Origin of the sequence: Endozoicomonas sp. (genome assembly GCF_051008435.1) — a bacterium.
GTDB lineage: Bacteria > Pseudomonadota > Gammaproteobacteria > Pseudomonadales > Endozoicomonadaceae > Endozoicomonas_A.
In genome coordinates, this window is record NZ_JBPCXO010000340.1 from 1 (window position 1) to 22,629 (window position 22,629).

Genomic DNA, 22,629 nt, shown 5'->3' on the forward strand with positions numbered 1-22,629 from the left:
CGTAGTGAGGGTGTTGCACACATGTCTGATCCTTCAGAAATTTTGATCCTTATAAATCAATCGTCTCCTGAAGGCTATTTCTGTTGCAACCCCTCACTTTTCATCAGCCAACCTGTAAAAGCCCCAATAAATAAAGTGAAAACCGATAATTTTGCAGGTGTTTTTTCTGCTTTGTCTGACTTGGTATTGCCGATTTCTGCTATGGATATTAGAAAGGTTCAGAGTATTGTAAGAGAAATATACACTGGTGGAGACATTAAAGTTAACATAACTGAAGATCTTGATTCACTGGATAATAGAGATAAAATTATTGCTATTGGTTCGACAAAGACTATTTCTTATCATTATCAGTCTTCTGCTGAAATGATGGCGAACTATTTTGAAATATTAGATGAATCTAACTCTCAAATTCTATCTTTGATTAACAAGTACACTATTCAGGGTGCGCAATATTTTCCTGTTTTTGCGTTCAGTAAAATCTATTCTGGAATTGAAAGGTTAGATGATCTTAAACAGCAACAGGTTACAAAAGTTAATTCCGTATTAGATAATGTGAGTGAACAGTGTAAGGAGATCCATTCTGATATAAGCTCTATCCATGATGATGAATCAATTACGAGAAGTAATAAGGATACATCCATTATATGGAATATATGTCAGGAAAATATACATATAGATGAACTGGAAAGCTATTTGAGAATTTATCCAGATAAAACACACACAACAGCTTATAGGAAGCTGTTGTGTGTGTTTGACTATAAAAAATATGGGTAATAAACATCGAAAGTCCTAACTTGCTGAGGTTAGGGCTTTCAGTGCTTTTGAATAGCTATCAGGCATCAATACGCTTGTACTTGATACGGTGAGGACCTGCAGCCTCTTCACCCAGGCGCTCTTTACGATCAGCTTCGTACTCGGTGTAGTTACCTTCAAAGAAAGTAACTTTTGAATCGCCTTCGTAAGCCAGGATGTGTGTGGCTACACGATCCAGGAACCAGCGGTCGTGAGAGATCACCATGGCGCAGCCAGGGAAGGCCAGGATGGCTTCTTCCAGTGCACGCAGGGTTTCAACATCCAGATCGTTGGAGGGTTCATCCAATAGAAGGACATTGCCGCCTTCTTTGAGCGTCGCTGCCAACTGTAAACGACCGCGCTCACCACCGGACAGATGTCCAACCCGTTTCTGCTGATCGCCGCCTTTGAAGTTAAAGCGTCCCAGGTAGTTACGGGAAGGCACTTCGTAGCCATTGATGCGAAGAATTTCCTGTCCATCGGAAATAGCTTCCCAGACAGTTTTCTTGTCATCCAGTTCATCACGAAGCTGTTGAACGTTGGCCAGTTTCACCGTGTCACCACGTTCGATGGTACCGCTATCTGGCTGCTCGGAACCCATGATCATTTTGAACAGGGTTGATTTACCGGCACCGTTACCACCAATGATACCCACGATGGCACCTTGAGGAATGGCAAAGCTAAGGTCATCAATCAACAGACGACCATCGAAGCCTTTTGAAACATTATTGAATTCCAGTACCTTGGCACCCAGACGAGGTCCGGGTGGGATGTAGATTTCATTAGTTTCGTTACGAGCCTGAAAGTCCTGGGACTGCATTTCTTCAAAACGGGACAAACGAGCTTTACTCTTGGACTGACGACCCTTGGCGTTGGAACGCGCCCACTCCAGTTCGTGACTCATGGCTTTGCGATGAGCGTCTTGCTGCTTTTGTTCTTGCTGAAGACGGGCTTCTTTTTGTTCCAGCCAGTTGCTGTAGTTACCTTCCCATGGAATACCGTGCCCACGGTCAAGTTCAAGAATCCAGTTAGCGGCGTTATTCAGGAAATAACGGTCGTGAGTAATCGCAACCACAGTACCTGGGTAATCCAGCAAGAAACGCTCCAGCCAGCCTACGGATTCTGCATCCAGGTGGTTAGTGGGCTCGTCCAGCAGCAGCATGTCTGGGTTGGAAAGAAGAAGGCGGCACAGGGCAACACGACGGCGTTCACCACCGGACAGGTTGGCAACATTAGCATCCCAGTCAGGCAAACGCAGGGCGTCTGCAGCTACATCAAGCTTTCGTTCTATGTTGTGTGCATCGGAAGCCTGAATGATGTTTTCCAACTTGGCCTGTTCAGCTGCCAGCTTGTCGAAATCGGCATCGGGCTCAGCATAAGCAGCGTAAACCGCGTCCAGTTTTGTCTGGGCGTCGGTGAGTTCGCTCAATGCTTCTTCGACTACTTCACGAACGGATTTGCTGGGGTCCAGCTCCGGTTCCTGAGGAAGGTAGCCAACATTTAGCTCTGGTTGAGGACGGGCTTCTCCATCAAATTCCTGGTCAACACCGGCCATAATACGCAGCAGCGTGGATTTACCTGAACCATTCAGGCCCAGAACACCGATTTTGGCGCCGGGGAAAAAGGAGAGAGAAATATCTTTAAGAATCTGGCGCTTCGGGGGAACAACCTTGCTCACCCGGTTCATTGTATAGACGTACTGAGCCAAAATATTTACCTGCTTGCTGTATTCATAAATGCCACAGATATATTGGGGTGGCGCTTAGACGTACTGAGACAGTATGGCGGGGGTGTCTCTGTATCAGGTTGATTTAACCGCGCGACGATACTGTAACCCTATAGGCTTGGCAATGGTTTGGAAAGAGAAAGTAGGGTAGGCCTTCGCTCTGGGAGGTTACGACGAATAATCGGACCATTCATGCTTGATTAAAAGGGGCTAACTGAGACTTTTGGGCTGACGGTCAGTCCAGAGGCTTGAAGCCATGATTTTACCGTTACGTGCAGGCCAATGAGTATCGCTCAAACTAACATGAAGTTTTTTCGATACGAAATCCTGAACAGGTGTATTAGAATAGCCGCCGAAAAACCTCATTAACAGGCAACATCCCGAGGAATCATTAATGTTCAGAAAGGACATGTCCATCGCTGAGTTCGATCCTGAGCTCAAGGCTGCCATCGATGCCGAAGCGGTTCGTCAGGAAGAGCACATCGAACTGATCGCTTCTGAAAACTACACCAGCCCCAGAGTGATGGAAGCACAAGGGTCTGTCCTGACCAACAAGTACGCTGAAGGTTACCCTGGCAAGCGCTACTATGGTGGCTGCGAGCACGTAGACGTAACTGAGCAGCTGGCTATTGATCGCGCCAAAGAGTTGTTTGGTGCCAGCTACGCCAACGTACAGCCGCACTCCGGTTCCCAGGCAAACGCTGCTGTTTACATGGCTCTGGTTAAGCCCGGCGATAAGGTTCTGGGTATGAGCCTGGCGCACGGCGGCCATCTGACTCACGGTGCCAAGGTAAGCTTTTCCGGTCGTATCTATGAAGCAGTCCAGTACGGCCTGAATCCTGAAACCGGCGAAATTGACTACGAAGAAGTGGAGCGTCTGGCAGATGAGCACCAGCCAAAAATGATCGTTGCTGGTTTCTCTGCCTACTCCCGTGTTGTGGACTGGCAGCGTTTCCGTGACATTGCCGACAAGATAGGTGCTTACCTGTTTGTCGATATGGCTCACGTGGCGGGTCTGATTGCTGCAGGTGTTTACCCCTCTCCGGTAGGCATTGCTGATGTCGTAACCACAACGACTCATAAAACACTGGGTGGTCCTCGTGGTGGTCTGATTCTGGCTAACGACAACGAAGAGTTGAACAAGAAGTTCAACTTTGCCGTATTCCCTGAGTCTCAGGGTGGTCCTCTGTGTCATGTTATTGCAGCCAAGGCGATTTGCTTCAAGGAAGCCATGTCTGATGACTTCAAGACTTACCAGCAGCAGGTAGTGAAGAACGCTCAGGCGATGACTCATGTCATGCTGGAACGTGGTATTAATATTGTTTCTGGCGGGACAGACGATCACCTGTTCCTGATGGATCTGATCGGTAAAGAGTACACCGGTAAAGACGCTGAAGCGGCACTGGGTGAAGCTAACATCACTGTGAACAAGAACGCTGTTCCCAATGACCCACGCTCTCCTTTCGTGACCAGTGGTCTGCGCATCGGTACTCCAGCCATCACCCGTCGTGGTTTCAATGAAGAAGATTCTGCTGCACTGGCTGTCTGGATCTGTGACGTACTGGAAAATATGGGTAACGAACAGGTTGTGGCAGATGTGAAGGCGAAGGTTCTGGCCATCTGCAACCGTCTGCCTGTTTACAGCTGATGACATAGCACTGCTTTCACACTGAAGGTGGTGATAGACCGCTGATCTGAACCAGGTCAGCGGTTTTATTTACAGGGATGTAATGTACCCTGAAATGCACGACTACAGGGTGTAGGAGTTAGAGTGAAGCAGGAGCCCGAGCCGGGGAGCAATTTCTGGGATTTTGCGTTTTTCTACTCGTTATCCTGGCGAATCTGTTCCTTTATATAGGCGGCAATAAAGTCTATTTTTGAATCCATTAGAACCAGATCGGCGCGAATTTCCCTGACCTCAGCGTCCATTCTGAAATGGCCCGCTTCCAGCCTTGCCTGACCTTCTTTTAGAGTCGTCACATCATCTTTCAATAATGATACGTCCCTTTCGAGCCTTTCCTGACCGGCTTCGAGTATCTTCTGACTTGCTTCGAGTTTCACCTGACTTGCTTCGAGTTTCACCTGACCTGCTTCGAGTTTCACCTGACTTGCTTCGAGTTTCTCCTGACCCGTTTCGAGTTGTGACTGGCCCGATTTTAATTCACTGAACATTTGGCTGTGATCCGCCAGCTGACGATTAATGTTCGCCAGCTCCTTATGGACAAACTGCTCAAACCGCGTGTCTGACATGGTTTCCTCACTGCTTTTTCTTTTCGGCTCAAAGAGTCTAGTCACTCACTGAAATGCTAGCCGATGAAAAAAATCTATCAGGTCCCAAGCTGGACGCCATTTTACTAATGATGACTTATTTCAAAAAATGACTATTGAAAATCAACAACAACCGGCTCATTTTTGGGGTTTTTGTCAACAATACTCAAAGCAACTGGGCAGTGAATCGTTAGATGGTACATATTGGGTAATGCTGCCTGTTCCATAGACAGACACTCTGTGCGGTCGGGATCAATACTGCGCCATTGAATCACTCTTGGGTTCAGCATGAGATCCAGCTCACGCTTGCCTTTAATCTGGAAGTGTTCCCTGTTGTTAATATAAACGACGGGATTTTGTTTTCCGCGACAGTGAAAGTGACCTCTAAAGACTGATGCTTCCCGGACCTGTTTTCATAGGCAACCGAGTATTTATAGACACTACCCCAGCGCCACAGTTCATCGGGATAAAAAGCGGTGACAAGGCTCTGTGCCTCAGGAATCTCCGATACATCGTTTGGCCGCTGATCGCTTTATAACCATTAGACGTCTTTCTTTTTACAGTGAACCGGACGGTGTTTCTGTCAGGGTAAGGTGTTCCCTGGAAGGTATAGCTGATAGGTGAGCCGAAGTATTCTACTCCAGCGTGACTGTCACTATGCTGATTCCAGGGGTAAAACATTTCATTGTTGCCGGTTGGGAATAGCTGGTGGGTAACAGCTACAGGTTTTGCCTTGGGAGTGGAAAGGTGGAATCTGTAATAGTGGTGGTCCGGCAGGTTTTCACATCCTTTAGACATTTTTTCAATTGATAAACCACTCCCAGTGGGGCAGCAAAAGAGATCGACCATAAGATCGGCTTACCAGATGCTGTACAGCGCTTAGTGCATCAGAGTGACAGGTGCTGGATACACCAAAGACACTGATGCTGGTGTCAGCTTCTGAGGATTCGGCAAGCACTTGGTCACAGTAGTTTTTGAAATGGACGCTATTTTCCAGGCGACAGTCTCTCTTCAGTGCATGGCTGTTGACAGTGCCTCTCAGTCGATTTAATTCCCTGAAAGCTTCTTCAACGTTGTCATTGGCGAGTAATGGGAATGAGAGCAGGAGAGCAGTCATCAATGGGAGTACTGAGGTTACCTGATGTCGGATCATCTGGGCTGACATAGACAGACTCCTGTTTAATTCCACAGGTACTCATTCCAGTCGACTGTATTGTGAAGTCGTTTCAATAATTGAAAGGTCAGAAACGTGTAAAAGCGTTCGGTTATGAGACGCCTTGTACTGGTTAAATGCTGCAAAGTGTTGGTAATTGTACAAGGGTGAATTATGATGGAACACTTACTCTGAAAAACGTTTCTCTTACCCATGCACTGCCCTTTTTGCAACGCTGTCGATACCAAAGTCATTGATTCCCGCTTGGTGGCTGATGGAAACCAGGTACGTCGTCGTCGTGAGTGTCTGACGTGCAGTGAACGATTCACTACTTATGAAATGGCGGAGTTGCTCATACCCAGACTGGTCAAAAGGGACGGTTCCCGCGAACCTTTTAATGAAGACAAGTTACGGGCAGGTATGACCAAGGCTCTGGAAAAACGTCCAGTCAGCATGGAGCAGATTGAAGAATCAGTGAACCGGATCAAGCATCGGCTACGGGCAACCGGAGAGCGAGAAGTCAAATCTCTGGTGCTGGGTGAAGAAGTTATGCGTGAGCTTCGGGAGCTGGATGAGATTGCCTATATCCGGTTTGCATCCGTCTATCGTCATTTCAAAGACCTGAATGAATTCCGGGAAGAAATTGAGCGACTGGAGACCGTTGATAAGCAATGAGGCCATAACTGACCTCATTGCAGTGGGTTGAATCAACCGATGATAGACATTGCCAGTATCCCCAAATAACCCGCAAACACAGCAAGAATGATGGCGCTTTTATAGCGCGGTATCCTGCTGCATACGACCTTTCCTAATGCCATGGTTGAAGATGAACCCGATTCATTACGGTTCATGGACAGACTGGTCACTACGCAAATCGCCAGCAGAACGGTAAGACCTGCCATTGCAAGGCCATCTCTTTGCAGTACGCTTGAATCAATTTCCAGCCCGCCACTGAGAATGCCCGGAAAAGCCAATACGCCCAGCAAGTTGAATATATTGGAGCCAATGACGGTAGCCATCACCAGGTCAAACAGGCCTTTTCGTGCGCTGGCCATGGCTGCCGCCATTTCTGGAAGACTGGTGCCGAAGGCTATGACCGTCAGACCAATAGTTATTTCACTGATACCAAAAGAACGTGCCAGTTCACTGGCTCCCCATACCAGTAACTTGGAGCTGCCCATCAGTAATGCCAGCAGCACCAGACTTTCCACAACGGCGCGAGTGGTAGTGATTGGCAGAATCACAACTTCGTCGTCTTCGCTGTCGCCACCTGAATGTCTTGCGAGATAGTAACAATAAGCAATCAGTGCTCCAGCGAGAATAAAACCATCCATCTGGCTCAGGTCGCCATCCAGCATCAGGGCTAATGAGAAAGCGACGACCAGACCTAATAAAGGCAGTTCGCGGGTAATAATACGACGGCTGACTACCAGCGGATAGATGACGCCACACAGAGCCAGAACCAGACCAATATTAATGATGTTAGAGCCCAGGGCGTTGCCAATGGCTATACCGGCAGAACCTTCCAGAGCGGCTACTGAAGAGACCAGTAACTCAGGTGCGGAAGTACCAAAAGCAACAATGGTCATACCAATGGTGAGAATGGACATGCCCAGCCGGGAAGCCAGGGTAGAAGCCACTTCGATCAGTCGATCAGCGCTCCAGGACAATATAACAAAGCCCACGGCAATGGCGGCAACAAAGGAAAGAATTTCAATCATATCAACAGACGAGAGGGCTTTGGACACAGGTAACAGTCACCAGGCCCTCATAAACCAGTGCTATCACCCGAGTCTCGCCAAGAAGTGTGTTTAACACACTGCCGTATACGCCACAGTCGAATGACCAATGATGTTGACGTATACACCTGTTGTCTACCAGGCAGGCTACTCCCCCGAATTGCCAGACAGTTTATTGACTTATGTCACATATATCCAGAGGGATAACCGAAGCGGTTCTATTGTTTCCTTCTTCTTTTTCAATAGCTATGATGCACGCCAGTACTATAAGAAGATTTGAATATGTATCCGTTCTTCCGACTCCTGACGACAATTCGTAAAGCCAAAAAAGCCCCCAGTCTTCCTGCTCACGCCGTCAGTGAGAACAGCTTCCGCTGTATGCCCTGGGACCTGGATTTGTTCATGGAAATGAATAATGGTCGGGTTCTTACCCTGTATGATCTGGGCCGTTTCACTCTTTCTATCCAGACGGGCCTGGCCAAGGTTCTCAAAGATAATAGCTGGGGACTGGTGGTTGCGGGCAGTACTACCCGTTACCGCAAGCGGGTCCGGATGTTCGACGCAGTGACCATGTATACTCAGGTAGTCGCGATGGACGAACGCTGGATTTATATTATTCAGTCCATGTGGGTGAAAGGCGAACCCACTTCTTCCATTCTGTTAAGGACGGCTATTACTGAGAAGGGCAAAATGATTGACACGGAGCGAGTCAGAAAAGCGATGGGACAGAAAGGTTGGGATCCCCAGCCGGAAGGTTGGGTAAAAGCCTGGATCGACAGTGAGGACTCTCGTCCCTGGCCGCCGCTGGAGAAAACGGTTACCGATTAACCTCTTTCTGTTGACTTGCCCTGAGCAGATTGAGTCGGACAACCTCTCTTTTTGATAGGTTCTTTCGGTCAGGCTCCCTTGTAATACCAATCGCACATTCTAACTACACTATTGTGCTGGCAATCTGAACAACAGCCCTGCGTTGGAACTCCTCGCAATAGCTAGCTATTACTCGTCGTTCCGCCTTGCTCTGATGTCCAGCTTGCCATGCTCATTACGGTAGTTAGAAAATTCGATTGGTATTATTCCTGAATAGCGCTCCACTGAACTTCCTCAGTACGAATCCTCTGAGCTGACATGTAATACACCAGTTGACCGGCTTTTACGGGTTGATCACCTTCAGGATTCAAAGCCAGGTCGTCGCCTGTGGCTGTTTCGGCAATGCCCAGAACAATAGCTTCATGTTGTTTTTTCATAAATTCCAGCAAGCGGCTGAAACGAGCGCCCTTGAAGTCTTCAGGCACTCTGACACTGTATTGTGTAGGACCAATCAAGGTAGAGAGCAGCTGCCCCTGAACACGGGAAGAACCGGGGTCCTGAGCAGAACGAACCAGCATTTCCATGGAGATACTGGTGTGGCACTCAACATCCGGGCAGTGGGATTTAAGCAGTTTGACCATATGTACCTGTTCAAACCAGGCCACAATATGAGCGTTTTCTGTCAAAGCCGCTACCGTCAGGCAACTGGTCAGGGTCTTGTCGTCCGTGGACCGATAGATAATGACCCGGTCAGCATTAATCACCCCTGCCCTGCTCAGCAGCTCGTCATCACTCAGACTCTCTCCCTGGATAAACAAGACCTGATCAGGAAAAGGGTTATCCATCTCTTCAGTGGTACAAAGTACCACTTTCCGGTCTTCTCTACGGGTATCCCCAAAGATCAGTTTGATCATTCTGGGGGTTCTTTCCGGATGCCAGCCCAAAATAACAATATGACCGGTCAACGCTGAATAATTACCTTTTCCCTTCATGTTTTTCCTCCATAACTCGACAAAAAATGAGGACAGCTTGCCGAGAATGCCGGCAAAAACAACCACTCCACCCGGCATAACGAAGAGAGAGGCCGTTATTCTCCCACCGGTCGTCTGGGGGCTGAAATCACCGTAACCTACTGTGGTCGCCGTAGTAACAAAATAATAAAACCAGGTTTCCGGAGTAATCAGAACCGATTCTCCGGACAGAATCATTAACAACCAGCTTCCAAAAAACAACAGCATGAAAAGTGCCAGCAGGGCCAGCCAGCTTAACTTCAACAAATGCTGATTAATAAAATGCAGGGTTGTTTTCAACAGTCCCAATGCTTGTCCTCCATGATACTTCTCGATGATACTTCTCGATGATGCCAATGGGCCATTAAAGCCCGAATAAATGACCTGTCAGTCATGCCTGAAGAGTATGCCGGAAGAGTATGCCGGAAGATAATAAAAACAGCTATGACGAATAAACGTGGTTGTTAACAGCCACCAGTACAATTAACTAAAATATGGACCTGAAACAGGATTCATAGCTATTTCATAATTTGAACTAATGATCACTTAACCGTATTTTTTGCCATGGTTGAAGCTTTCTTTAGAATACCCTGATTTATTTCAACACAGCCCCTGTGAATTAACTAATCTTGCGTCTTACCCAAACGTTAAAAAGAGCGAACAATTATGAAAATGCCACCATTTTTATTTAATTGCCGGGGTGGCGAAAGAAAGGATTCTCCTTTAATGAAAAATCGCCTCCCACAGGGAAATGCTCTGTGCATTGTTTTATCCAGCCTGATCATTCTGATGAGTCCAGAAGCGCAGTCGACTATTAACATTAAACCCAGCCAGATTGATTTTGGTATGGTGCCGGTGGGCGCTCTGGAAAAGAAAACCATTCACATCTGTAATCCCAGTCATGCACCCAGGCAAACAATACATGTATTCAAAACACCTGAACATTTTCGGGTTGTAGGCAATACGCCTCAACAACTGGCTGCAGGGGAATGTAAATCCTTTACCCTGGAATTTCAGCCCAGACTCACCGATACCGGCCTGACCCCTTATGGCATTCTTATCAATGACGAAGGTCTGGTTGAGATGGAAGAATATCTGTCTCGACTGGTGGCCACGATCGAACCTTCTGACAGTGATGGACCGATAACCGACGTTCTACTGGGCCGGTTAAGTGGTATATCTCTTGATGCCGCAGAGTGGGTTCACAGAATCCCTGCGTTTTTCAAACAGGGTTCTTATCGATACCAGGGTCTGATTGAAAATCAGAACAACGGATATACCCTGATCGAATCCAATACTGGCAAGCTTGGTAATTATGTTCTTGATAACGACGGATCAATATTTACCCTGTCCAACGATCATCCCAATAGTCTGGTTGCCCAGTTTCAGTGGTCCAAAATACAAAACTCATGGGTCAAACACTCTAAACAGTTTACTGCCCCTGAAGGCAGTTGCGGGGTGGCTCTGCATCCCTATGAAAGATGGTTGATCACCGGTTCAAAACTTGACTCTACGCTGATGGCTCATGATCGAGCCGGTTATGAGACACAGCCTGTCAAGGCATACAGTCACGCTGCCCGGTTTATTGAGTTCTGTAACCTGCTCTTTGATAAAGCGGGTAACACCTTATTCAGCCTGGGATTTACCAGTCAGTATCTGGGTAAACAAACCCAGCTTATAGCCATGCGCTTCAATTCATCCACCGGCATACTCGAAGACCCTATCTACGAATACCTTGGCTCAGATGTCAGTATCAGCACATTGAGCAGCCTGCATGCCATGTCACTGGATAACCAGAACCGGCTGGCGGTTCATCACATGCGCTCTGGCAGTAAACTGGCCAGGAGGTATCAATATTCACCTGAACAGCACAGTCTGAAGCTCAAGGAAAGTATCTCTTTTGATGAAGACGAACCCGCACTGAGAACCATTGATCAATCCATTAATGGCCATTATTTATTAATGAACAGTGAGAAAGTCAATGAGTTCAAGGTTAAACACAAAGTGAATGATCATTGGTTAACTTTGCAGATTGCACGCTGGCAACCATTTACTCAAACCCTGAATGAAGAAGAGTTTGTACCGGTGGACGGCCGCTTTGGCCATTTAAGTGATGACTTTGCCATCACCACCCGTGAATTAAACAGTCTGAGACTGTATAGCGAAGAGACACCCGGAACCCGAAACTGGCGTTGCCGTCAGGCATTTTATGAAGAGGAAGGGCTACCTTTGACCGCGTCACCCCGAAAAGTGATGTACAGCAGTGATGATCAATGGATTACCATCATGACCGACAAGGCCATTCTGTTCTTTCAGAAAATGAGCTGCTATAGCGCACAACATCAATTTCATTGGCCCGAAGGCAAGCCTGAGTGGTGGGAAAATTACGAGGAAAAACTCTGTGCAACGAGTATGAGTAAAGCCGCCCACCCTTAATGGCAGTGAGCGGCGAACAGCATTACCTGTTCATTAACTGTGTTTATCGATCAGAAGCGTCATCCCTTCTGATCCGGTGATAATCACCGAGCAGCCTTTTTCAAGCTGACCCGAAGCTTTGACTGACCAAAGGGTATCACCAATCTGGATCTTACCCTGCCCACCTGGCAGGTCATTCTCCAGAATAACCACCCGCCCAATTAACTGAGCGGCACGCTGGTTCAACTGAGGGTAGTCACTTTTTTCATTCACCTGGCGGAAAAACTTCCAGTAGGCAACGGTAAAGATCAGACTACCAACCGCAAACCAGACCAACTGCCAGGCCCAGCTCGTTTCAGGAAGCAGCCATAACACCGCCGCCATTAAAAAAGCCGCTGCCGCACTGCCCAGTAGAAAGCCACCGGCTCCCAGGGCTTCCAGACCCAGGCACAGAAAAGCAACAATCAGCCAATGCCAGGGTTGCAGCGTATTAAGAAAGTCCATAAATGTACCTGCGTCCTGTCAGGGAGTTTGTTTCAAGTCGTCTACGAGTTCTTTGATACCCGCCAGTGAGCCAATAACATTAGCCGCTTCCAAAGGCATCATGATGGTTTTGCTGTTTTCTGCTGAGGCCACAGACTTCAGTGCTTCAACGTATTTCTGGGCAACAAAATAATTAATCGCCCTGGCATCCCCTGTCGCAATAGCCTTAGAAACAACATCCGTTGCCCTGGCCTCTGCTTCAGCCAGTCTTTCCCTGGCTTCAGCCTCACGCTTAGCCGCTTCCAGCTCACCTTCTGCTTTCAGAATCTGAGCCTGTTTCTCACCTTCAGCTACTTTGATAGCGGCTTCACGGCTGCCTTCAGCTTCAAGAATCTGAGCCCGCTTTTCCCGCTCAGCTTTCATCTGGCGAGCCATGGATTCCACCAGGTCTGCAGGAGGCGCAATGTCACGAATCTCGATTCGGGTGACTTTTACGCCCCAGGGATTCGTGGCTTCATCCACCTTGGCCAGCAATAGGCTATTGATGCGATCCCGGTTAGACAACATTTCATCCAGCTCCATGGAACCCAGAACCGCACGGATATTTGTCATCACCAGATTTTGCATGGCTCGATAGAGCTCATTCACTTCATAGGAGGCACGAACCGCATCCTGTACCTGATAAAAGCAGACGGCATCTGTCGTTACCTGGGCATTATCGGAAGAAATAATCTCTTGAGGAGGGATATCAAGAACCTGCTCCATCATATTGACTTTCTTACCAATTCTATCAACGATAGGCACGATCACATGCAAACCGGGCGAAAGTGTCCGGGTGTATTTACCAAAACGCTCCACGGTGAAATGGAAGCCCTGGGGAATCATTCTTACGCCCGTGCCAATCAGCACAGCAATCAGAACTACTAATGCAATGGCTGTAATTTCAAAACCCACTGAGTCACTCCTTCGCCTGAAAAATAATTTAAATCCAGCAGACAGTCTGACAGAAAATACCCACGGTGTCCTGAATCTCCATGAGAGCCATAAAGTCTGCTCCTTAAACGCAGATAGCAGGTAGAGAACTTTCGAGGGTTGCTCGAATGCCATACGGCCATCTAAATACTTTGTTTCTTACACTCTGCATTTTACTGGTTTTTATTATGCAGATCGGATTTCTGTGTCTGGAAGCCGGAGCGGTCAGAAGCAAGAACAACGTGAATGTTGCCGCCAAGAATCTGTTGGATTTCATAGTGGTACTGCTGGTTTATGCCTTAATCAGTTTTTCCATACAATTCGGCTCTTTTGATACGCTACTGGACAATGCTCACCCTCGTTCTCCGGGGTATCCCTATCTCTTCCTGATGTTTCAGGCGCTCTTTGCCGTCACAGCCAGCACCATAGTGTCTGGCGCTATTGCAGAGCGCAGCAGCCTCAAAGCCTATCTGATCATTGCTTTGATCATTGCCCTCGTCATCTATCCAGTAGCGGGTCAATGGATCTGGGGAGGATTACTCGGCACACCAAAGGGATGGCTGTCAGCACTGGGCTTTATTGACTTTGCAGGATCAACCCTCGTTCATGTCCTCGGGGGGGCGGTTGCCCTGGCTGGAGTTCTGATTATTGGACCCAGAGATGGCTTTGGCGAACAAAGTTATAAACGATTCAGAGGACAAAACCAGGTCATTACCCTCATGGGGGCCATGCTGATCTGGGTGGGCTGGTTTGGATTCAACCTGGGCAGCCTTTTAAAAGTGGATACTTCCATGCCTACCATCATGGTGACGACCATGCTGGGGGCCTGTTCAGGGGGACTTTCCGCGACTCTCTGGAGCCTTATTTTCTTTAAGAAGTTTGATGTTTCGGTGATAGTCAACGGGGTGTTGGCGGGTCTGGTGGGAATCACCGCCGGGGCTCATATTCTAGGAATCTATACCGCCATTCTAACCGGCTTTATTGCTGGCCTGGTTTGTTGCGCCGCCATGGTCCAGCTGGAAAACTGGAAAATCGACGATGTGATTGGAGCAGTCCCGGTGCATTTGGCAGGGGGCATCTGGGGCACCGTTGCCGTTGCCTTACTGGGTGACCTCAGCCTGATCAATAATGGTCTGGATACGGTAGAACAATTAAGCATTCAGATACTGGGTATCGGAGTCACTTTTGCATGGGCCTTTGGCATCAGTTATGTCGCACTGACCGCCATCAATAAATTCATGCCCTTGCGGGTCAGTCGCCAGGCCGAACAACTGGGCCTGAATATCGCGGAGCATGGCAGTACCACTGAGTTGACGGACCTGGTCAATAAACTTGAAAAACAGGCCGAGCAAGGTCACTTCAAGCCGGTCATTCATGAACCCTTTTCGGAACTGGGTGGTATTACCCGCCAATACAACCGGGTACTGGAACGTTTTCTTGAAACCCAGACCCGTTTGAACCTGAACATCAAAACCCTGAAGAACATTCGCGACCAGTTACAGATGCAAAAAGACAAGGCTGAATCCGCCAGTCGCCACAAAAGTATCTTCCTGACAAAAATGAGTCATGAAATCCGAACGCCTCTGAACGGAATCATCGCGACGTCTGACCTGATGAAAGAGGAAGATCTGTCGGAAGACCAGTCACAATATGTTGAAATCATCCAGCAGTCCGGCATGGCATTAATGTCCATCATCTCAGACGTTCTGGATTACTCCAAAATTGAATCCGGAAAACTGAAGCTGGATGACCGGCCATATAATCTGGCTGTACTGATTGAACAAAGTAAGTCCGTCTTCATCCCGGAAACCCTGTCCCGGCCCATTGTATTAAACAGTAAAATTGATTTGGGAACGCCCATAGAACTGGTGGGCGATTATAATCGCTTGAGGCAGGTATTGATCAACTTGCTCGGCAATGCCTTTAAATTCACAGAGTCCGGCACGGTGATAGTCAAAGCCAGCACGGTTTCTGAAACGGACAATTTACTGATCGAAGTGATCGATACCGGGCCCGGTATTCCCGAAGACAAACTGAACTCAATCTTTGAGTCCTTTGAACAGGCAGACAACACTTACAGCAGAAAATTTGAAGGCAATGGCCTGGGTTTGACCCTGAGCAAACATCTGGTTGAGTTAATGGGTGGCAGCCTGACTGTTACCAGTAAGGCCAATAAAGGTACAACCTTCGCAATCAAGCTGCCTATTGTTCGTCAAGAATCTGAAAAATCAGACTGACACATTATCAGACTGACACATTATTGAACCGTCTCGTTGTCTGAGAACACCCCTTCAAACAGAGCGGTGGACAGATAGCGCTCCCCAGAGTCTGGCAGGATAACGACTATATTCTTGCCTTTATGGACCGGCTGCTCCGCCACTTTCAAGGCAGCAGCCAATGCAGCGCCCCCTGAAATACCAGCCAGCACCCCTTCTTCTTTCATTAATTTCAGGGCTGTCTCAATGGCTTCTTCATTGTTGATCTGCTCCACTTCATCCACCAGGTTCAGATCGAGATTCCCTGGTACAAAGCCTGCACCAATCCCCTGAATCTTATGAGGCGCTGGTTTCACGTCCTGCCCCGCCAGAGTCTGGCTGATGACCGGAGAAGCACTGGGCTCAACGGCTACCGACGTAATTGCTTTACCCTGAATCTGTTTGATGTATCGGGAGACACCGGTAATGGTACCGCCAGTACCCACACCCGCTACGAGCACATCGATCTGGCCATCGGTATCGTTCCAGATTTCCGGCCCGGTGGTCTCTTCATGAATCCGTGGGTTGGCTGGATTCTCAAACTGTTGCAACAGTAAAAACTTTTCAGGCTCAGCTTCAGCCAGCTCTTTCGCTTTGGCAATGGCGCCAGGCATACCCTTGGCAGGTTCCGTCAGGATAATATTGGCGCCCAGCGCCTTCATCACTTTTCGTCTTTCCAGACTCATGGAAGCCGGCATCGTCAACGTTAACGGAATGCCTTTTGAAGAAGCTACAAACGCCAGAGCAATACCGGTATTACCACTGGTGGGCTCTATCAGTTCCATGCCAGGTTTCAGCCGTCCGGATGCTTCTGCATCCCAAACCATACTGGCACCTATACGACACTTAACACTATTGGCCGGATTTCGGGACTCAATTTTAACGAAGATATTATGATCAGCCGCCAGTCGATTGAGTTTCACCAGGGGTGTGTTACCAATGGATTGAGAGTTATCCTGATAGATCTTCGTCATGAATCTGCTTCCTTAATCAATAAACAAAGACTCTACTCCTCTTATAAATATCTTAAAGTAATAAAATATTATTATTCGATATCGATATAGAATAAGCGTTCACAGCAAGATCAAACCTCGATAGAGTGCAATCAAAACTAAAATGCCAAGAAACTAAATCGTGACCATGAAATTTGATTCTACTGACAGTTATATTGCAACCAGCGAACTGAAAACCGCTGTGAATGCAGCCATAGCCCTGCAACGCCCGCTGCTGATCAAGGGTGAGCCCGGAACCGGTAAAACCATGCTGGCTGAAGAAGTCGCAGAATCTTTGGGCAAACGACTGTTGCAATGGAACATCAAGTCCACCACCAAAGCTCAGCAGGGCTTGTATGAATACGATGCCGTTTCAAGACTGCGTGACTCCCAGCTGGGTGATGAAAGAGTACACGACATTGGCAATTACATAGTCAAAGGTAAACTGTGGGAAGCTTTTAAAGCCGATGAACAGGTTGTTCTGTTGATTGATGAAATCGACAAAGCCGATATCGAGTTTCCTAATGACCTGCTCCAGGAACTGGATAAAATGGAGTTCTTCGTTTACGAAACCCAGAAGATGGTTAAGGCTACACAGCGCCCCATTGTTATCATCACCAGTAACAACGAAAAAGAACTGCCTGATGCGTTTCTGAGACGCTGCTTCTTCCACTACATCCGCTTCCCTGACCCAGCCACCATGAAGCAGATTGTGGATGTCCATTTCCCCAAGCTGAAACAAGAGCTGGTTTCTGAAGCTCTGCAGATGTTCTTTGACTTAAGAGACATTCCCGGATTAAAGAAAAAACCTTCAACCTCTGAGCTTATTGACTGGTTGAAACTGCTGAATTCTGACGACATTCCTGCCGATGTTTTGAGTAATAAGGACTCTCGCAGTGCCATTCCACCCCTCTACGGTGCACTGGTCAAAAACGAGCAGGACGTACAGCTGCTCGAAAGACTGGCCTTTATGACCCGCCGATAGGGTGAACCCATGCTGACTAATTTCTTCGACACGGTTCGAGCCTTTGGCGTCCCGGCCAGCACCCGGGAATATCTCGACCTGCTCAAGGCCATGCAGACTCATGTTGTCTTTGCGGACACCGAAGCTTTTTACCAGTTATCCAGAACCATTCTGGTTAAGGACGAACGGCACTATGACCGTTTCGATAAGGCCTGCAAGGCTTTCTTTGAAGGTATCGAAAGCATTGAAGACCTGCTGGAAGCTACCCTACCGGAAGAATGGCTCAGGAAAGAATTCATCAACCAGCTGAGTGAAGAAGAACGGAAAAAGCTCGAGGCACTTGGCAGCCTTGAAGAGTTGATGGAAACACTTAAAAAACGTCTGCAAGAACAGAAAGAACGTCATGCCGGTGGCAATAAATGGATTGGTACGGGTGGTACCTCTCCTTTTGGCGCTTATGGTAACAATCCCATGGGGATTCGTATCGGGCAGAATGAAAGCAGAAATCAACGGGCTACCAAAGTCTGGGATAAGCGGGAATTCCAGAATCTGGACGACGATGAGAGACTGGGCAGCCGTAATATGAAGATGGCGCTGCGCAGGCTGAGAAAATTTGCACGACAGGGCGCTGCTGACCAGCTGGACCTGGATGACACCATTCGCTCCACAGCCAATAAAGGCCTGCTGGACATCAAATTGGTGCCGGAAAAAAGGAATTCAGTAAAAGTATTGCTTTTTATGGACATTGGTGGCTCCATGGATGCACACGTCAAGGTTTGTGAAGAGCTGTTTTCCTGTGCCCGTTCAGAATTCAAGCACATGGAGTTTTTCTACTTTCATAACTATCTCTATGAGATGGCTTGGAAAAACAACTATCGTCGACAAAGTGAGAAGACCGAAATCTGGGATATCATTCACCGTTTTGGCAAAGACTACAAAGTCATTTTTGTCGGTGATGCCCAAATGTCACCTTATGAAATCACTTCATCAGGGGGCAGTGTCGAGCACTGGAACGACGAACCGGGACACACCTGGATGCAACGTATTCTGGACCATTTTGACAACACCATCTGGCTCAACCCCATAAACAGGGAGAGCTGGGAATTCACCCATTCCACCGAGATCATTCATGAGCAGTTTGAAGGTAGGATGTACCCTCTTACGGTCAAGGGTCTTGAAGATGGCATGAAAAAACTGTCGACAAAAAGCTGAACCATGAAAACAGTCAAGGTTATAGAGAGTTACCAGGCCTGTTACCCCGACCCCGTCATCTTCAATGAAGGTGACAGCCTGAAACTGGGTAAAAGTGATGACGAGTTTCCCGGCTGGATCTGGGTAACAACAACATCAGGAAAAGAAGGCTGGGCTCCCCTTCCTCTGATCAGACGATTGAGTCAGAAACAGGGAACAGCCATTGAAGACTACACAGCCAGAGAGCTCAATATAGAAACCGGAGATGAATTAAAAATCATACGAGAGTTGAATGCCTGGGCCTGGGTAGAAAACAAAGAGAAGCAAACCGGCTGGGTTCCGGTTTCTAAACTCGAGCAGGCTCCGGATCAGTCTTTTGGATGATCAGGAAAAGGCAACGGCTCTTAGCTGTTGCCCTCCTCCACTGCATTTTTGAATCATCTGGCAAATCCTCACATTACGTAGTTACCCCTACCTTCGCTTTAAAAAAACTGGCAGAATACCCCCAAAATAAAGCTCAGCAGGACGCTGTAACGAGTTCAGGGATAGTACTCAGCTGTTGTTTAAATAACAGTCAATCTCGGGGCGGTAGCGTGTCCAATCATTTAATCAACCGGGCTTTTTACACCCCTGCCACCCCGATTCAATACATGGGTATAGATCATCGTGGTGTTAACATTGGCATGACCCAGAAGCTCCTGAACGGTACGAATATCATAGCCACTCTCTAGTAAATGAGTAGCGAAGCTGTGTCGGAATGTATGGCAACTGGCGTGCTTATGAATACCTGCTTTCTTAATCGCATCTTTCACACTGCGCTGGATACCCCGCTCATTGATATGATGACGGCCAACTTGGCCAGATCGTGGATCTTGACTGAGCTGACTACTTGCAAAAACATATTGCCAGGCTAATTCTTTTCCAGCGTGGGGATACTTTTTAGCTAGAGCACCTGGCATATGAACAAAACAGACCCCCTGCTTCATGGCCTTATTATGTAAAAAACTGGAATGCTCACTATGTTCCTGCAAGGCGGCTACAGCTTTCTCAGGCAACAGGGTGACTCTATCCTTGCTACCCTTACCTTCGCGAACAGTGATTTCTGAGCGGCCGAAATCAACATCTTTCACTCGTAATCTCAGAGCTTCTTTTAGTCGTAAACCCGCTCCATACATTAACAGCACCACCAGATGCGCAGTACCTTTTAAATGGCTCATGACCTTCTTTGCTTCCAATATTGAAAAAACGACCGGAAGTTTTTTTGGGCGCTTAGCATTTTTCCAGTGATTAACAACCAGATTATCTCGATTCAATACGTCACGAAAAAGATAAACCAGTGCACTCAATGCCTGTTGTTGAGTATTAACTGCAACATTACGACTCATAACCAGGTGACTGAGGAACTGACTGATTTCGGCCCCACCCATTTCTTGCGGATGTCTCATATTGTGGTAACTGAGAAACTGTCGAATCCAGCTCCAATAAGCACGCTCGGTAGAGAGTGAATAGTTAGAGGTTCGAATGGCAATAAGAAACTGTTCCTGCAAGCGCATTAGCACACCGGTTACTGTTTATTTATACAGTATAAAATAGTTCGCCTATGCAAATTATCAAGAAAACTATAACTTGTTGTCTTTATTGAGAATATGCAATACTTTCAAGCTTGGTCATGTTAAGCGAAAAATATACAAATCATGAAATGCGACAGGCAAGATATTGATAAAAAGAGTATGAGGTATTTGTTCAGGTCTTGGCACTCTAAGCGCGTGCTTAAAGTCGTGTTTCCCACAGATAGTATGTTATGCGACACTGAGTCGCATAAGTAAGCTGTTAGGCTGCTTACAAGTGCAAAGCAAGCCATTTTTGACTACCTTAATGAGCTCCTATCACTGAAGTTAGTAACGGTGGCATTAATGAAGAGAAAAAACATCGTTTTTTTTGTATTAATAATATGCAAAAGCACTATCGTGTTCGCAGGCTATGATCCGCGTGGAAATGGCATTTTAGCTCTTGTCCCTTTAGCATTCTTTTCCCAATATATAAATCCTGATTGGCTTGTTGCTTTTCCCACTGGCAAAATAGGTGGACAAGAAGCAAAAGTTCAGCAATCTGATGCAGGTAATCAGAAAGGTAGTAATAGTCGAACCACTTTTAGCCAAGATAGCTTCCGTAATCAACATTCTGATGATGACGGTGATGATAAACCACCTTTCCCCCCTAAAGAGAATAAAAAAGAGCCTTGTGGAGCAGAATGCCTACCATTTCCCCTGCGAAAAGTCATACAGGTGGGACAAGCGCCTATCAGTTTTACCTATAGCGTTAACAAGGAGGATCTACTCACAAACTCTGGTAATTCTCCCTGGTGCCAAATACCTCTCACACAGGGGGCAACTTTTGTCCAAGTATCACTTCATTGGTATAGTAATAGCACCCAAGAACTCTCTCTATGGGCATTATCAAGAAATTCAGCACCTTTACCGAACACCACAGTAGTGGTTCTACGAAGCACAGATGAAATCCCTGAATCTAGCTCAGACATAATTAATCTAGAAGGAGAGTTTCCCTCAAGTAGTCAAAGTGCACTTTCTGAGTTGCAAGTTGAAATACAATTGCTTGATGATAACGAACAGATTTTATCAAACATAACTTTCATAAACTTTAATAACTATGCACCTTTTTTCCAAGCATTTAATCCTTTAGGTATAGAGGATTTCGATATGTGCAATCATCAAACACATATTCATGGTGATTATTTTGATTGTGAAGCTACAATTTCAAGTGCTCCGCCTTTTCCAAATTGCCAAGAATGCCAATCAATTGATAATGCAAGAAGTAACTATAGGCAATGGCTAGAAAATCTAAATATATATGTGAAGGGTAATGAAGTATTAAATTTCAGGATAATAATAAAACATAAAGAGCAGTGAGTGAATGCAGCCTAACAAAAAATTCCAGCAGATTGCCTTCGGCAGCCGCTGAATTTGGCGTTAGCCGCACATAGCAGTAATGAGTAAAATTCGAATGAAGGGAAAAATCATGAAGTGCAATGAAACCAAGGGATTTGGATTCATTGGGGGTAGTAATGGCAAGGATATCTTTGTCCATACCACCGACTGTAAATTCAGGCTTTCAGCATCTTTAGTAGGTGAAGAGGTTGAGTATAAAACCTCGAAAGATTCAAAAGGTCGAGTGTGTGCGGTAAATGTAAAACTCTTAAATCAAAAGAAGAGTAAGCTGCCAGCAATTATTAACACTACATTTGCGCTCGGCTTTACCGGGTTCCTCTGTTATACCGTATCTATCAACAGATATCCCATAGAGATGATATATCTGATTGCAGGGTTATCTGTTATCTCAGTTCTCGCCTACGGAAGAGATAAATCGGCCGCTCTAAAAGGTAGGTGGCGTGTTAGTGAGAATACACTTCACACATTCTCCTTGCTTGGTGGCTGGCCTGGAGCAGCCCTTGCCCAAACGCTATTCAATCATAAAACGTCCAAGCAGCCTTTCCGTACAATATTCTGGCTGACAGTCTTCATCAATGCTGGCTTCATTGGCTGGACCTTTACCCACAATGGTGAGTATTTCCTATACACCCACTTCTTAGATTTTAAGCAAGCTCTAAGAGAAATCGCGGGTAATATCCGCTAACAAAGCCATGAGTAAAATGCGGCTAACAAGGCGTTGGTGTTCGGCAGCAAGCTGCCTGGGACGCCTTCGGCGCCCCACAACTTCGCGTTAAGCGCTCCCAACCTCAACATCATCCCAAGGAAGAATAAAAATGATATTGGAAACAACTATTACAAAAGAAGAAGCTCTTTTAAAGCTCCGGGAACAAAGCCGAATAGCGAAACCAGTCATT

Annotated in this window: 22 protein-coding genes and 1 riboswitch; of the genes, 11 read left to right on the forward strand and 11 right to left on the reverse strand. The window is 46.9% G+C overall.

What is annotated here, in order from left to right; genetic code table 11:
• The coding region (locus ACR2PX_RS17055; protein WP_434000561.1) for a hypothetical protein at nucleotides 1–774 on the forward strand (774 nt) is incomplete at its 5' end.
• A gap of 58 nt (nucleotides 775–832) precedes the next feature.
• On the opposite strand, the gene ettA is transcribed toward ACR2PX_RS17055, so the two are convergent.
• Nucleotides 833–2,500 carry an energy-dependent translational throttle protein EttA gene (ettA, locus tag ACR2PX_RS17060; protein WP_434000562.1) on the reverse strand — a complete coding sequence of 556 codons (1,668 nt, stop codon included), beginning with the start codon at nucleotides 2,498–2,500 and terminating at the stop codon, nucleotides 833–835.
• A gap of 412 nt (nucleotides 2,501–2,912) precedes the next feature.
• Between ettA and glyA the strand changes: the two genes are divergently transcribed.
• Nucleotides 2,913–4,166: a serine hydroxymethyltransferase gene (glyA, locus tag ACR2PX_RS17065; protein WP_434000563.1), complete on the forward strand. Its 1,254-nt coding sequence runs from the start codon at nucleotides 2,913–2,915 to the stop codon at nucleotides 4,164–4,166.
• A gap of 173 nt (nucleotides 4,167–4,339) precedes the next feature.
• Here glyA and ACR2PX_RS17070 read toward each other — a convergent pair whose 3' ends face one another.
• From ACR2PX_RS17070 to ACR2PX_RS17085, 4 genes are all read right to left on the reverse strand, one after another.
• Complete coding sequence (locus ACR2PX_RS17070) at nucleotides 4,340–4,768, reverse strand: hypothetical protein (RefSeq protein WP_434000564.1); 429 nt, start codon at nucleotides 4,766–4,768, stop codon at nucleotides 4,340–4,342.
• 131 nt (nucleotides 4,769–4,899) lie between these two features.
• Complete coding sequence (locus ACR2PX_RS17075; protein WP_434000565.1) at nucleotides 4,900–5,076, reverse strand: hypothetical protein; 177 nt, start codon at nucleotides 5,074–5,076, stop codon at nucleotides 4,900–4,902.
• A gap of 94 nt (nucleotides 5,077–5,170) precedes the next feature.
• Complete coding sequence (locus ACR2PX_RS17080) at nucleotides 5,171–5,584, reverse strand: hypothetical protein (RefSeq protein WP_434000566.1); 414 nt, start codon at nucleotides 5,582–5,584, stop codon at nucleotides 5,171–5,173.
• A 4-nt stretch (nucleotides 5,585–5,588) separates the two neighbouring features.
• Nucleotides 5,589–5,951 (reverse strand): hypothetical protein, encoded by a 363-nt coding sequence (locus ACR2PX_RS17085; RefSeq protein WP_434000567.1) that lies wholly within the window; start codon nucleotides 5,949–5,951, stop codon nucleotides 5,589–5,591.
• A gap of 201 nt (nucleotides 5,952–6,152) precedes the next feature.
• On the opposite strand from ACR2PX_RS17085, the gene nrdR reads away from it, so the two are divergent.
• A complete protein-coding gene (nrdR, locus tag ACR2PX_RS17090) occupies nucleotides 6,153–6,614 on the forward strand; it encodes a transcriptional regulator NrdR (RefSeq protein ID WP_062267701.1) in 462 nt (153 codons plus the stop codon).
• Between the two features lie 32 nt (nucleotides 6,615–6,646).
• Here the strand turns inward: nrdR and ACR2PX_RS17095 are convergent, their stop codons facing one another.
• Nucleotides 6,647–7,687: a calcium/sodium antiporter gene (locus ACR2PX_RS17095; RefSeq protein ID WP_434000568.1), complete on the reverse strand. Its 1,041-nt coding sequence runs from the start codon at nucleotides 7,685–7,687 to the stop codon at nucleotides 6,647–6,649.
• A riboswitch (yybP-ykoY riboswitch) is annotated at nucleotides 7,675–7,849 on the reverse strand. Its footprint overlaps the gene before it by 13 nt.
• A gap of 111 nt (nucleotides 7,850–7,960) precedes the next feature.
• On the opposite strand from ACR2PX_RS17095, the gene ACR2PX_RS17100 reads away from it, so the two are divergent.
• Nucleotides 7,961–8,506, forward strand: coding sequence for an acyl-CoA thioesterase (locus tag ACR2PX_RS17100; RefSeq protein ID WP_434000569.1), 546 nt, complete (start codon nucleotides 7,961–7,963; stop codon nucleotides 8,504–8,506).
• Between the two features lie 242 nt (nucleotides 8,507–8,748).
• On the opposite strand, the gene ACR2PX_RS17105 is transcribed toward ACR2PX_RS17100, so the two are convergent.
• Nucleotides 8,749–9,804, reverse strand: coding sequence for a potassium channel family protein (locus tag ACR2PX_RS17105; protein ID WP_434000570.1), 1,056 nt, complete (start codon nucleotides 9,802–9,804; stop codon nucleotides 8,749–8,751).
• Nucleotides 9,805–10,221: 417 nt separating this feature from the next.
• Here ACR2PX_RS17105 and ACR2PX_RS17110 point away from each other — a divergent pair, with 417 nt between their 5' ends.
• On the forward strand, nucleotides 10,222–11,931 hold the full coding sequence (locus ACR2PX_RS17110; protein WP_434000571.1) for a hypothetical protein: 1,710 nt from the start codon (nucleotides 10,222–10,224) through the stop codon (nucleotides 11,929–11,931).
• Nucleotides 11,932–11,964: 33 nt separating this feature from the next.
• Here ACR2PX_RS17110 and ACR2PX_RS17115 read toward each other — a convergent pair whose 3' ends face one another.
• Both ACR2PX_RS17115 and ACR2PX_RS17120 read right to left on the reverse strand, forming a co-directional pair.
• Nucleotides 11,965–12,414: an NfeD family protein gene (locus ACR2PX_RS17115; protein WP_434000572.1), complete on the reverse strand. Its 450-nt coding sequence runs from the start codon at nucleotides 12,412–12,414 to the stop codon at nucleotides 11,965–11,967.
• Nucleotides 12,415–12,432: 18 nt separating this feature from the next.
• Nucleotides 12,433–13,347 (reverse strand): SPFH domain-containing protein, encoded by a 915-nt coding sequence (locus ACR2PX_RS17120; RefSeq protein WP_434000573.1) that lies wholly within the window; start codon nucleotides 13,345–13,347, stop codon nucleotides 12,433–12,435.
• Between the two features lie 146 nt (nucleotides 13,348–13,493).
• Between ACR2PX_RS17120 and amt the strand changes: the two genes are divergently transcribed.
• A complete protein-coding gene (gene amt, locus ACR2PX_RS17125) occupies nucleotides 13,494–15,602 on the forward strand; it encodes an ammonium transporter (RefSeq protein ID WP_434000574.1) in 2,109 nt (702 codons plus the stop codon).
• Nucleotides 15,603–15,622: 20 nt separating this feature from the next.
• On the opposite strand, the gene cysK is transcribed toward amt, so the two are convergent.
• The gene (cysK, locus tag ACR2PX_RS17130) at nucleotides 15,623–16,594 is read right to left on the reverse strand and encodes a cysteine synthase A (RefSeq protein WP_434000575.1); all 972 of its coding nucleotides are present in this window, start codon (nucleotides 16,592–16,594) and stop codon (nucleotides 15,623–15,625) included.
• A gap of 166 nt (nucleotides 16,595–16,760) precedes the next feature.
• Between cysK and ACR2PX_RS17135 the strand changes: the two genes are divergently transcribed.
• The 3 genes from ACR2PX_RS17135 to ACR2PX_RS17145 are packed head-to-tail and all read left to right on the forward strand — an operon-like array spanning nucleotide 16,761 to nucleotide 19,151.
• Nucleotides 16,761–17,597 carry an AAA family ATPase gene (locus ACR2PX_RS17135; RefSeq protein ID WP_434000581.1) on the forward strand — a complete coding sequence of 279 codons (837 nt, stop codon included), beginning with the start codon at nucleotides 16,761–16,763 and terminating at the stop codon, nucleotides 17,595–17,597.
• 9 nt (nucleotides 17,598–17,606) lie between these two features.
• Entirely contained in the window at nucleotides 17,607–18,788 is a 1,182-nt protein-coding gene (locus tag ACR2PX_RS17140) for a vWA domain-containing protein (protein WP_434000576.1), read from the forward strand.
• Between the two features lie 3 nt (nucleotides 18,789–18,791).
• On the forward strand, nucleotides 18,792–19,151 hold the full coding sequence (locus ACR2PX_RS17145) for an SH3 domain-containing protein (RefSeq protein ID WP_434000577.1): 360 nt from the start codon (nucleotides 18,792–18,794) through the stop codon (nucleotides 19,149–19,151).
• Nucleotides 19,152–19,372: 221 nt separating this feature from the next.
• Here the strand turns inward: ACR2PX_RS17145 and ACR2PX_RS17150 are convergent, their stop codons facing one another.
• Nucleotides 19,373–20,320, reverse strand: a complete 948-nt coding sequence (locus ACR2PX_RS17150; RefSeq protein WP_434000578.1) for an integron integrase — start codon at nucleotides 20,318–20,320, stop codon at nucleotides 19,373–19,375.
• 360 nt (nucleotides 20,321–20,680) lie between these two features.
• Here ACR2PX_RS17150 and ACR2PX_RS17155 point away from each other — a divergent pair, with 360 nt between their 5' ends.
• Nucleotides 20,681–21,694 carry a hypothetical protein gene (locus ACR2PX_RS17155; RefSeq protein ID WP_434000579.1) on the forward strand — a complete coding sequence of 338 codons (1,014 nt, stop codon included), beginning with the start codon at nucleotides 20,681–20,683 and terminating at the stop codon, nucleotides 21,692–21,694.
• A 94-nt stretch (nucleotides 21,695–21,788) separates the two neighbouring features.
• Nucleotides 21,789–22,418, forward strand: coding sequence for a DUF1294 domain-containing protein (locus ACR2PX_RS17160; RefSeq protein ID WP_434000580.1), 630 nt, complete (start codon nucleotides 21,789–21,791; stop codon nucleotides 22,416–22,418).
• Nucleotides 22,419–22,629: the final 211 nt, after the last annotated feature.

Excerpts from the sequence above, each read along its gene's own strand:
- glyA (WP_434000563.1), top strand. The coding sequence starts at position 2,913 with ATGTTCAGAAAGGACATGTCCATCGCTGAGTTCGATCCTGAGCTCAAG.
- ACR2PX_RS17070 (WP_434000564.1), bottom strand. The coding sequence starts at position 4,768 with ATGTCAGACACGCGGTTTGAGCAGTTTGTCCATAAGGAGCTGGCGAAC.
- ACR2PX_RS17075 (WP_434000565.1), bottom strand. The coding sequence starts at position 5,076 with ATGCTGAACCCAAGAGTGATTCAATGGCGCAGTATTGATCCCGACCGC.
- ACR2PX_RS17080 (WP_434000566.1), bottom strand. The coding sequence starts at position 5,584 with ATGTCTAAAGGATGTGAAAACCTGCCGGACCACCACTATTACAGATTC.
- ACR2PX_RS17085 (WP_434000567.1), bottom strand. The coding sequence starts at position 5,951 with ATGTCAGCCCAGATGATCCGACATCAGGTAACCTCAGTACTCCCATTG.
- nrdR (WP_062267701.1), top strand. The coding sequence starts at position 6,153 with ATGCACTGCCCTTTTTGCAACGCTGTCGATACCAAAGTCATTGATTCC.
- ACR2PX_RS17100 (WP_434000569.1), top strand. The coding sequence starts at position 7,961 with ATGTATCCGTTCTTCCGACTCCTGACGACAATTCGTAAAGCCAAAAAA.
- ACR2PX_RS17110 (WP_434000571.1), top strand. The coding sequence starts at position 10,222 with ATGAAAAATCGCCTCCCACAGGGAAATGCTCTGTGCATTGTTTTATCC.
- ACR2PX_RS17115 (WP_434000572.1), bottom strand. The coding sequence starts at position 12,414 with ATGGACTTTCTTAATACGCTGCAACCCTGGCATTGGCTGATTGTTGCT.
- amt (WP_434000574.1), top strand. The coding sequence starts at position 13,494 with ATGCCATACGGCCATCTAAATACTTTGTTTCTTACACTCTGCATTTTA.
- cysK (WP_434000575.1), bottom strand. The coding sequence starts at position 16,594 with ATGACGAAGATCTATCAGGATAACTCTCAATCCATTGGTAACACACCC.
- ACR2PX_RS17135 (WP_434000581.1), top strand. The coding sequence starts at position 16,761 with ATGAAATTTGATTCTACTGACAGTTATATTGCAACCAGCGAACTGAAA.
- ACR2PX_RS17140 (WP_434000576.1), top strand. The coding sequence starts at position 17,607 with ATGCTGACTAATTTCTTCGACACGGTTCGAGCCTTTGGCGTCCCGGCC.
- ACR2PX_RS17145 (WP_434000577.1), top strand. The coding sequence starts at position 18,792 with ATGAAAACAGTCAAGGTTATAGAGAGTTACCAGGCCTGTTACCCCGAC.
- ACR2PX_RS17150 (WP_434000578.1), bottom strand. The coding sequence starts at position 20,320 with ATGCGCTTGCAGGAACAGTTTCTTATTGCCATTCGAACCTCTAACTAT.
- ACR2PX_RS17155 (WP_434000579.1), top strand. The coding sequence starts at position 20,681 with ATGAAGAGAAAAAACATCGTTTTTTTTGTATTAATAATATGCAAAAGC.
- ACR2PX_RS17160 (WP_434000580.1), top strand. The coding sequence starts at position 21,789 with ATGAAGGGAAAAATCATGAAGTGCAATGAAACCAAGGGATTTGGATTC.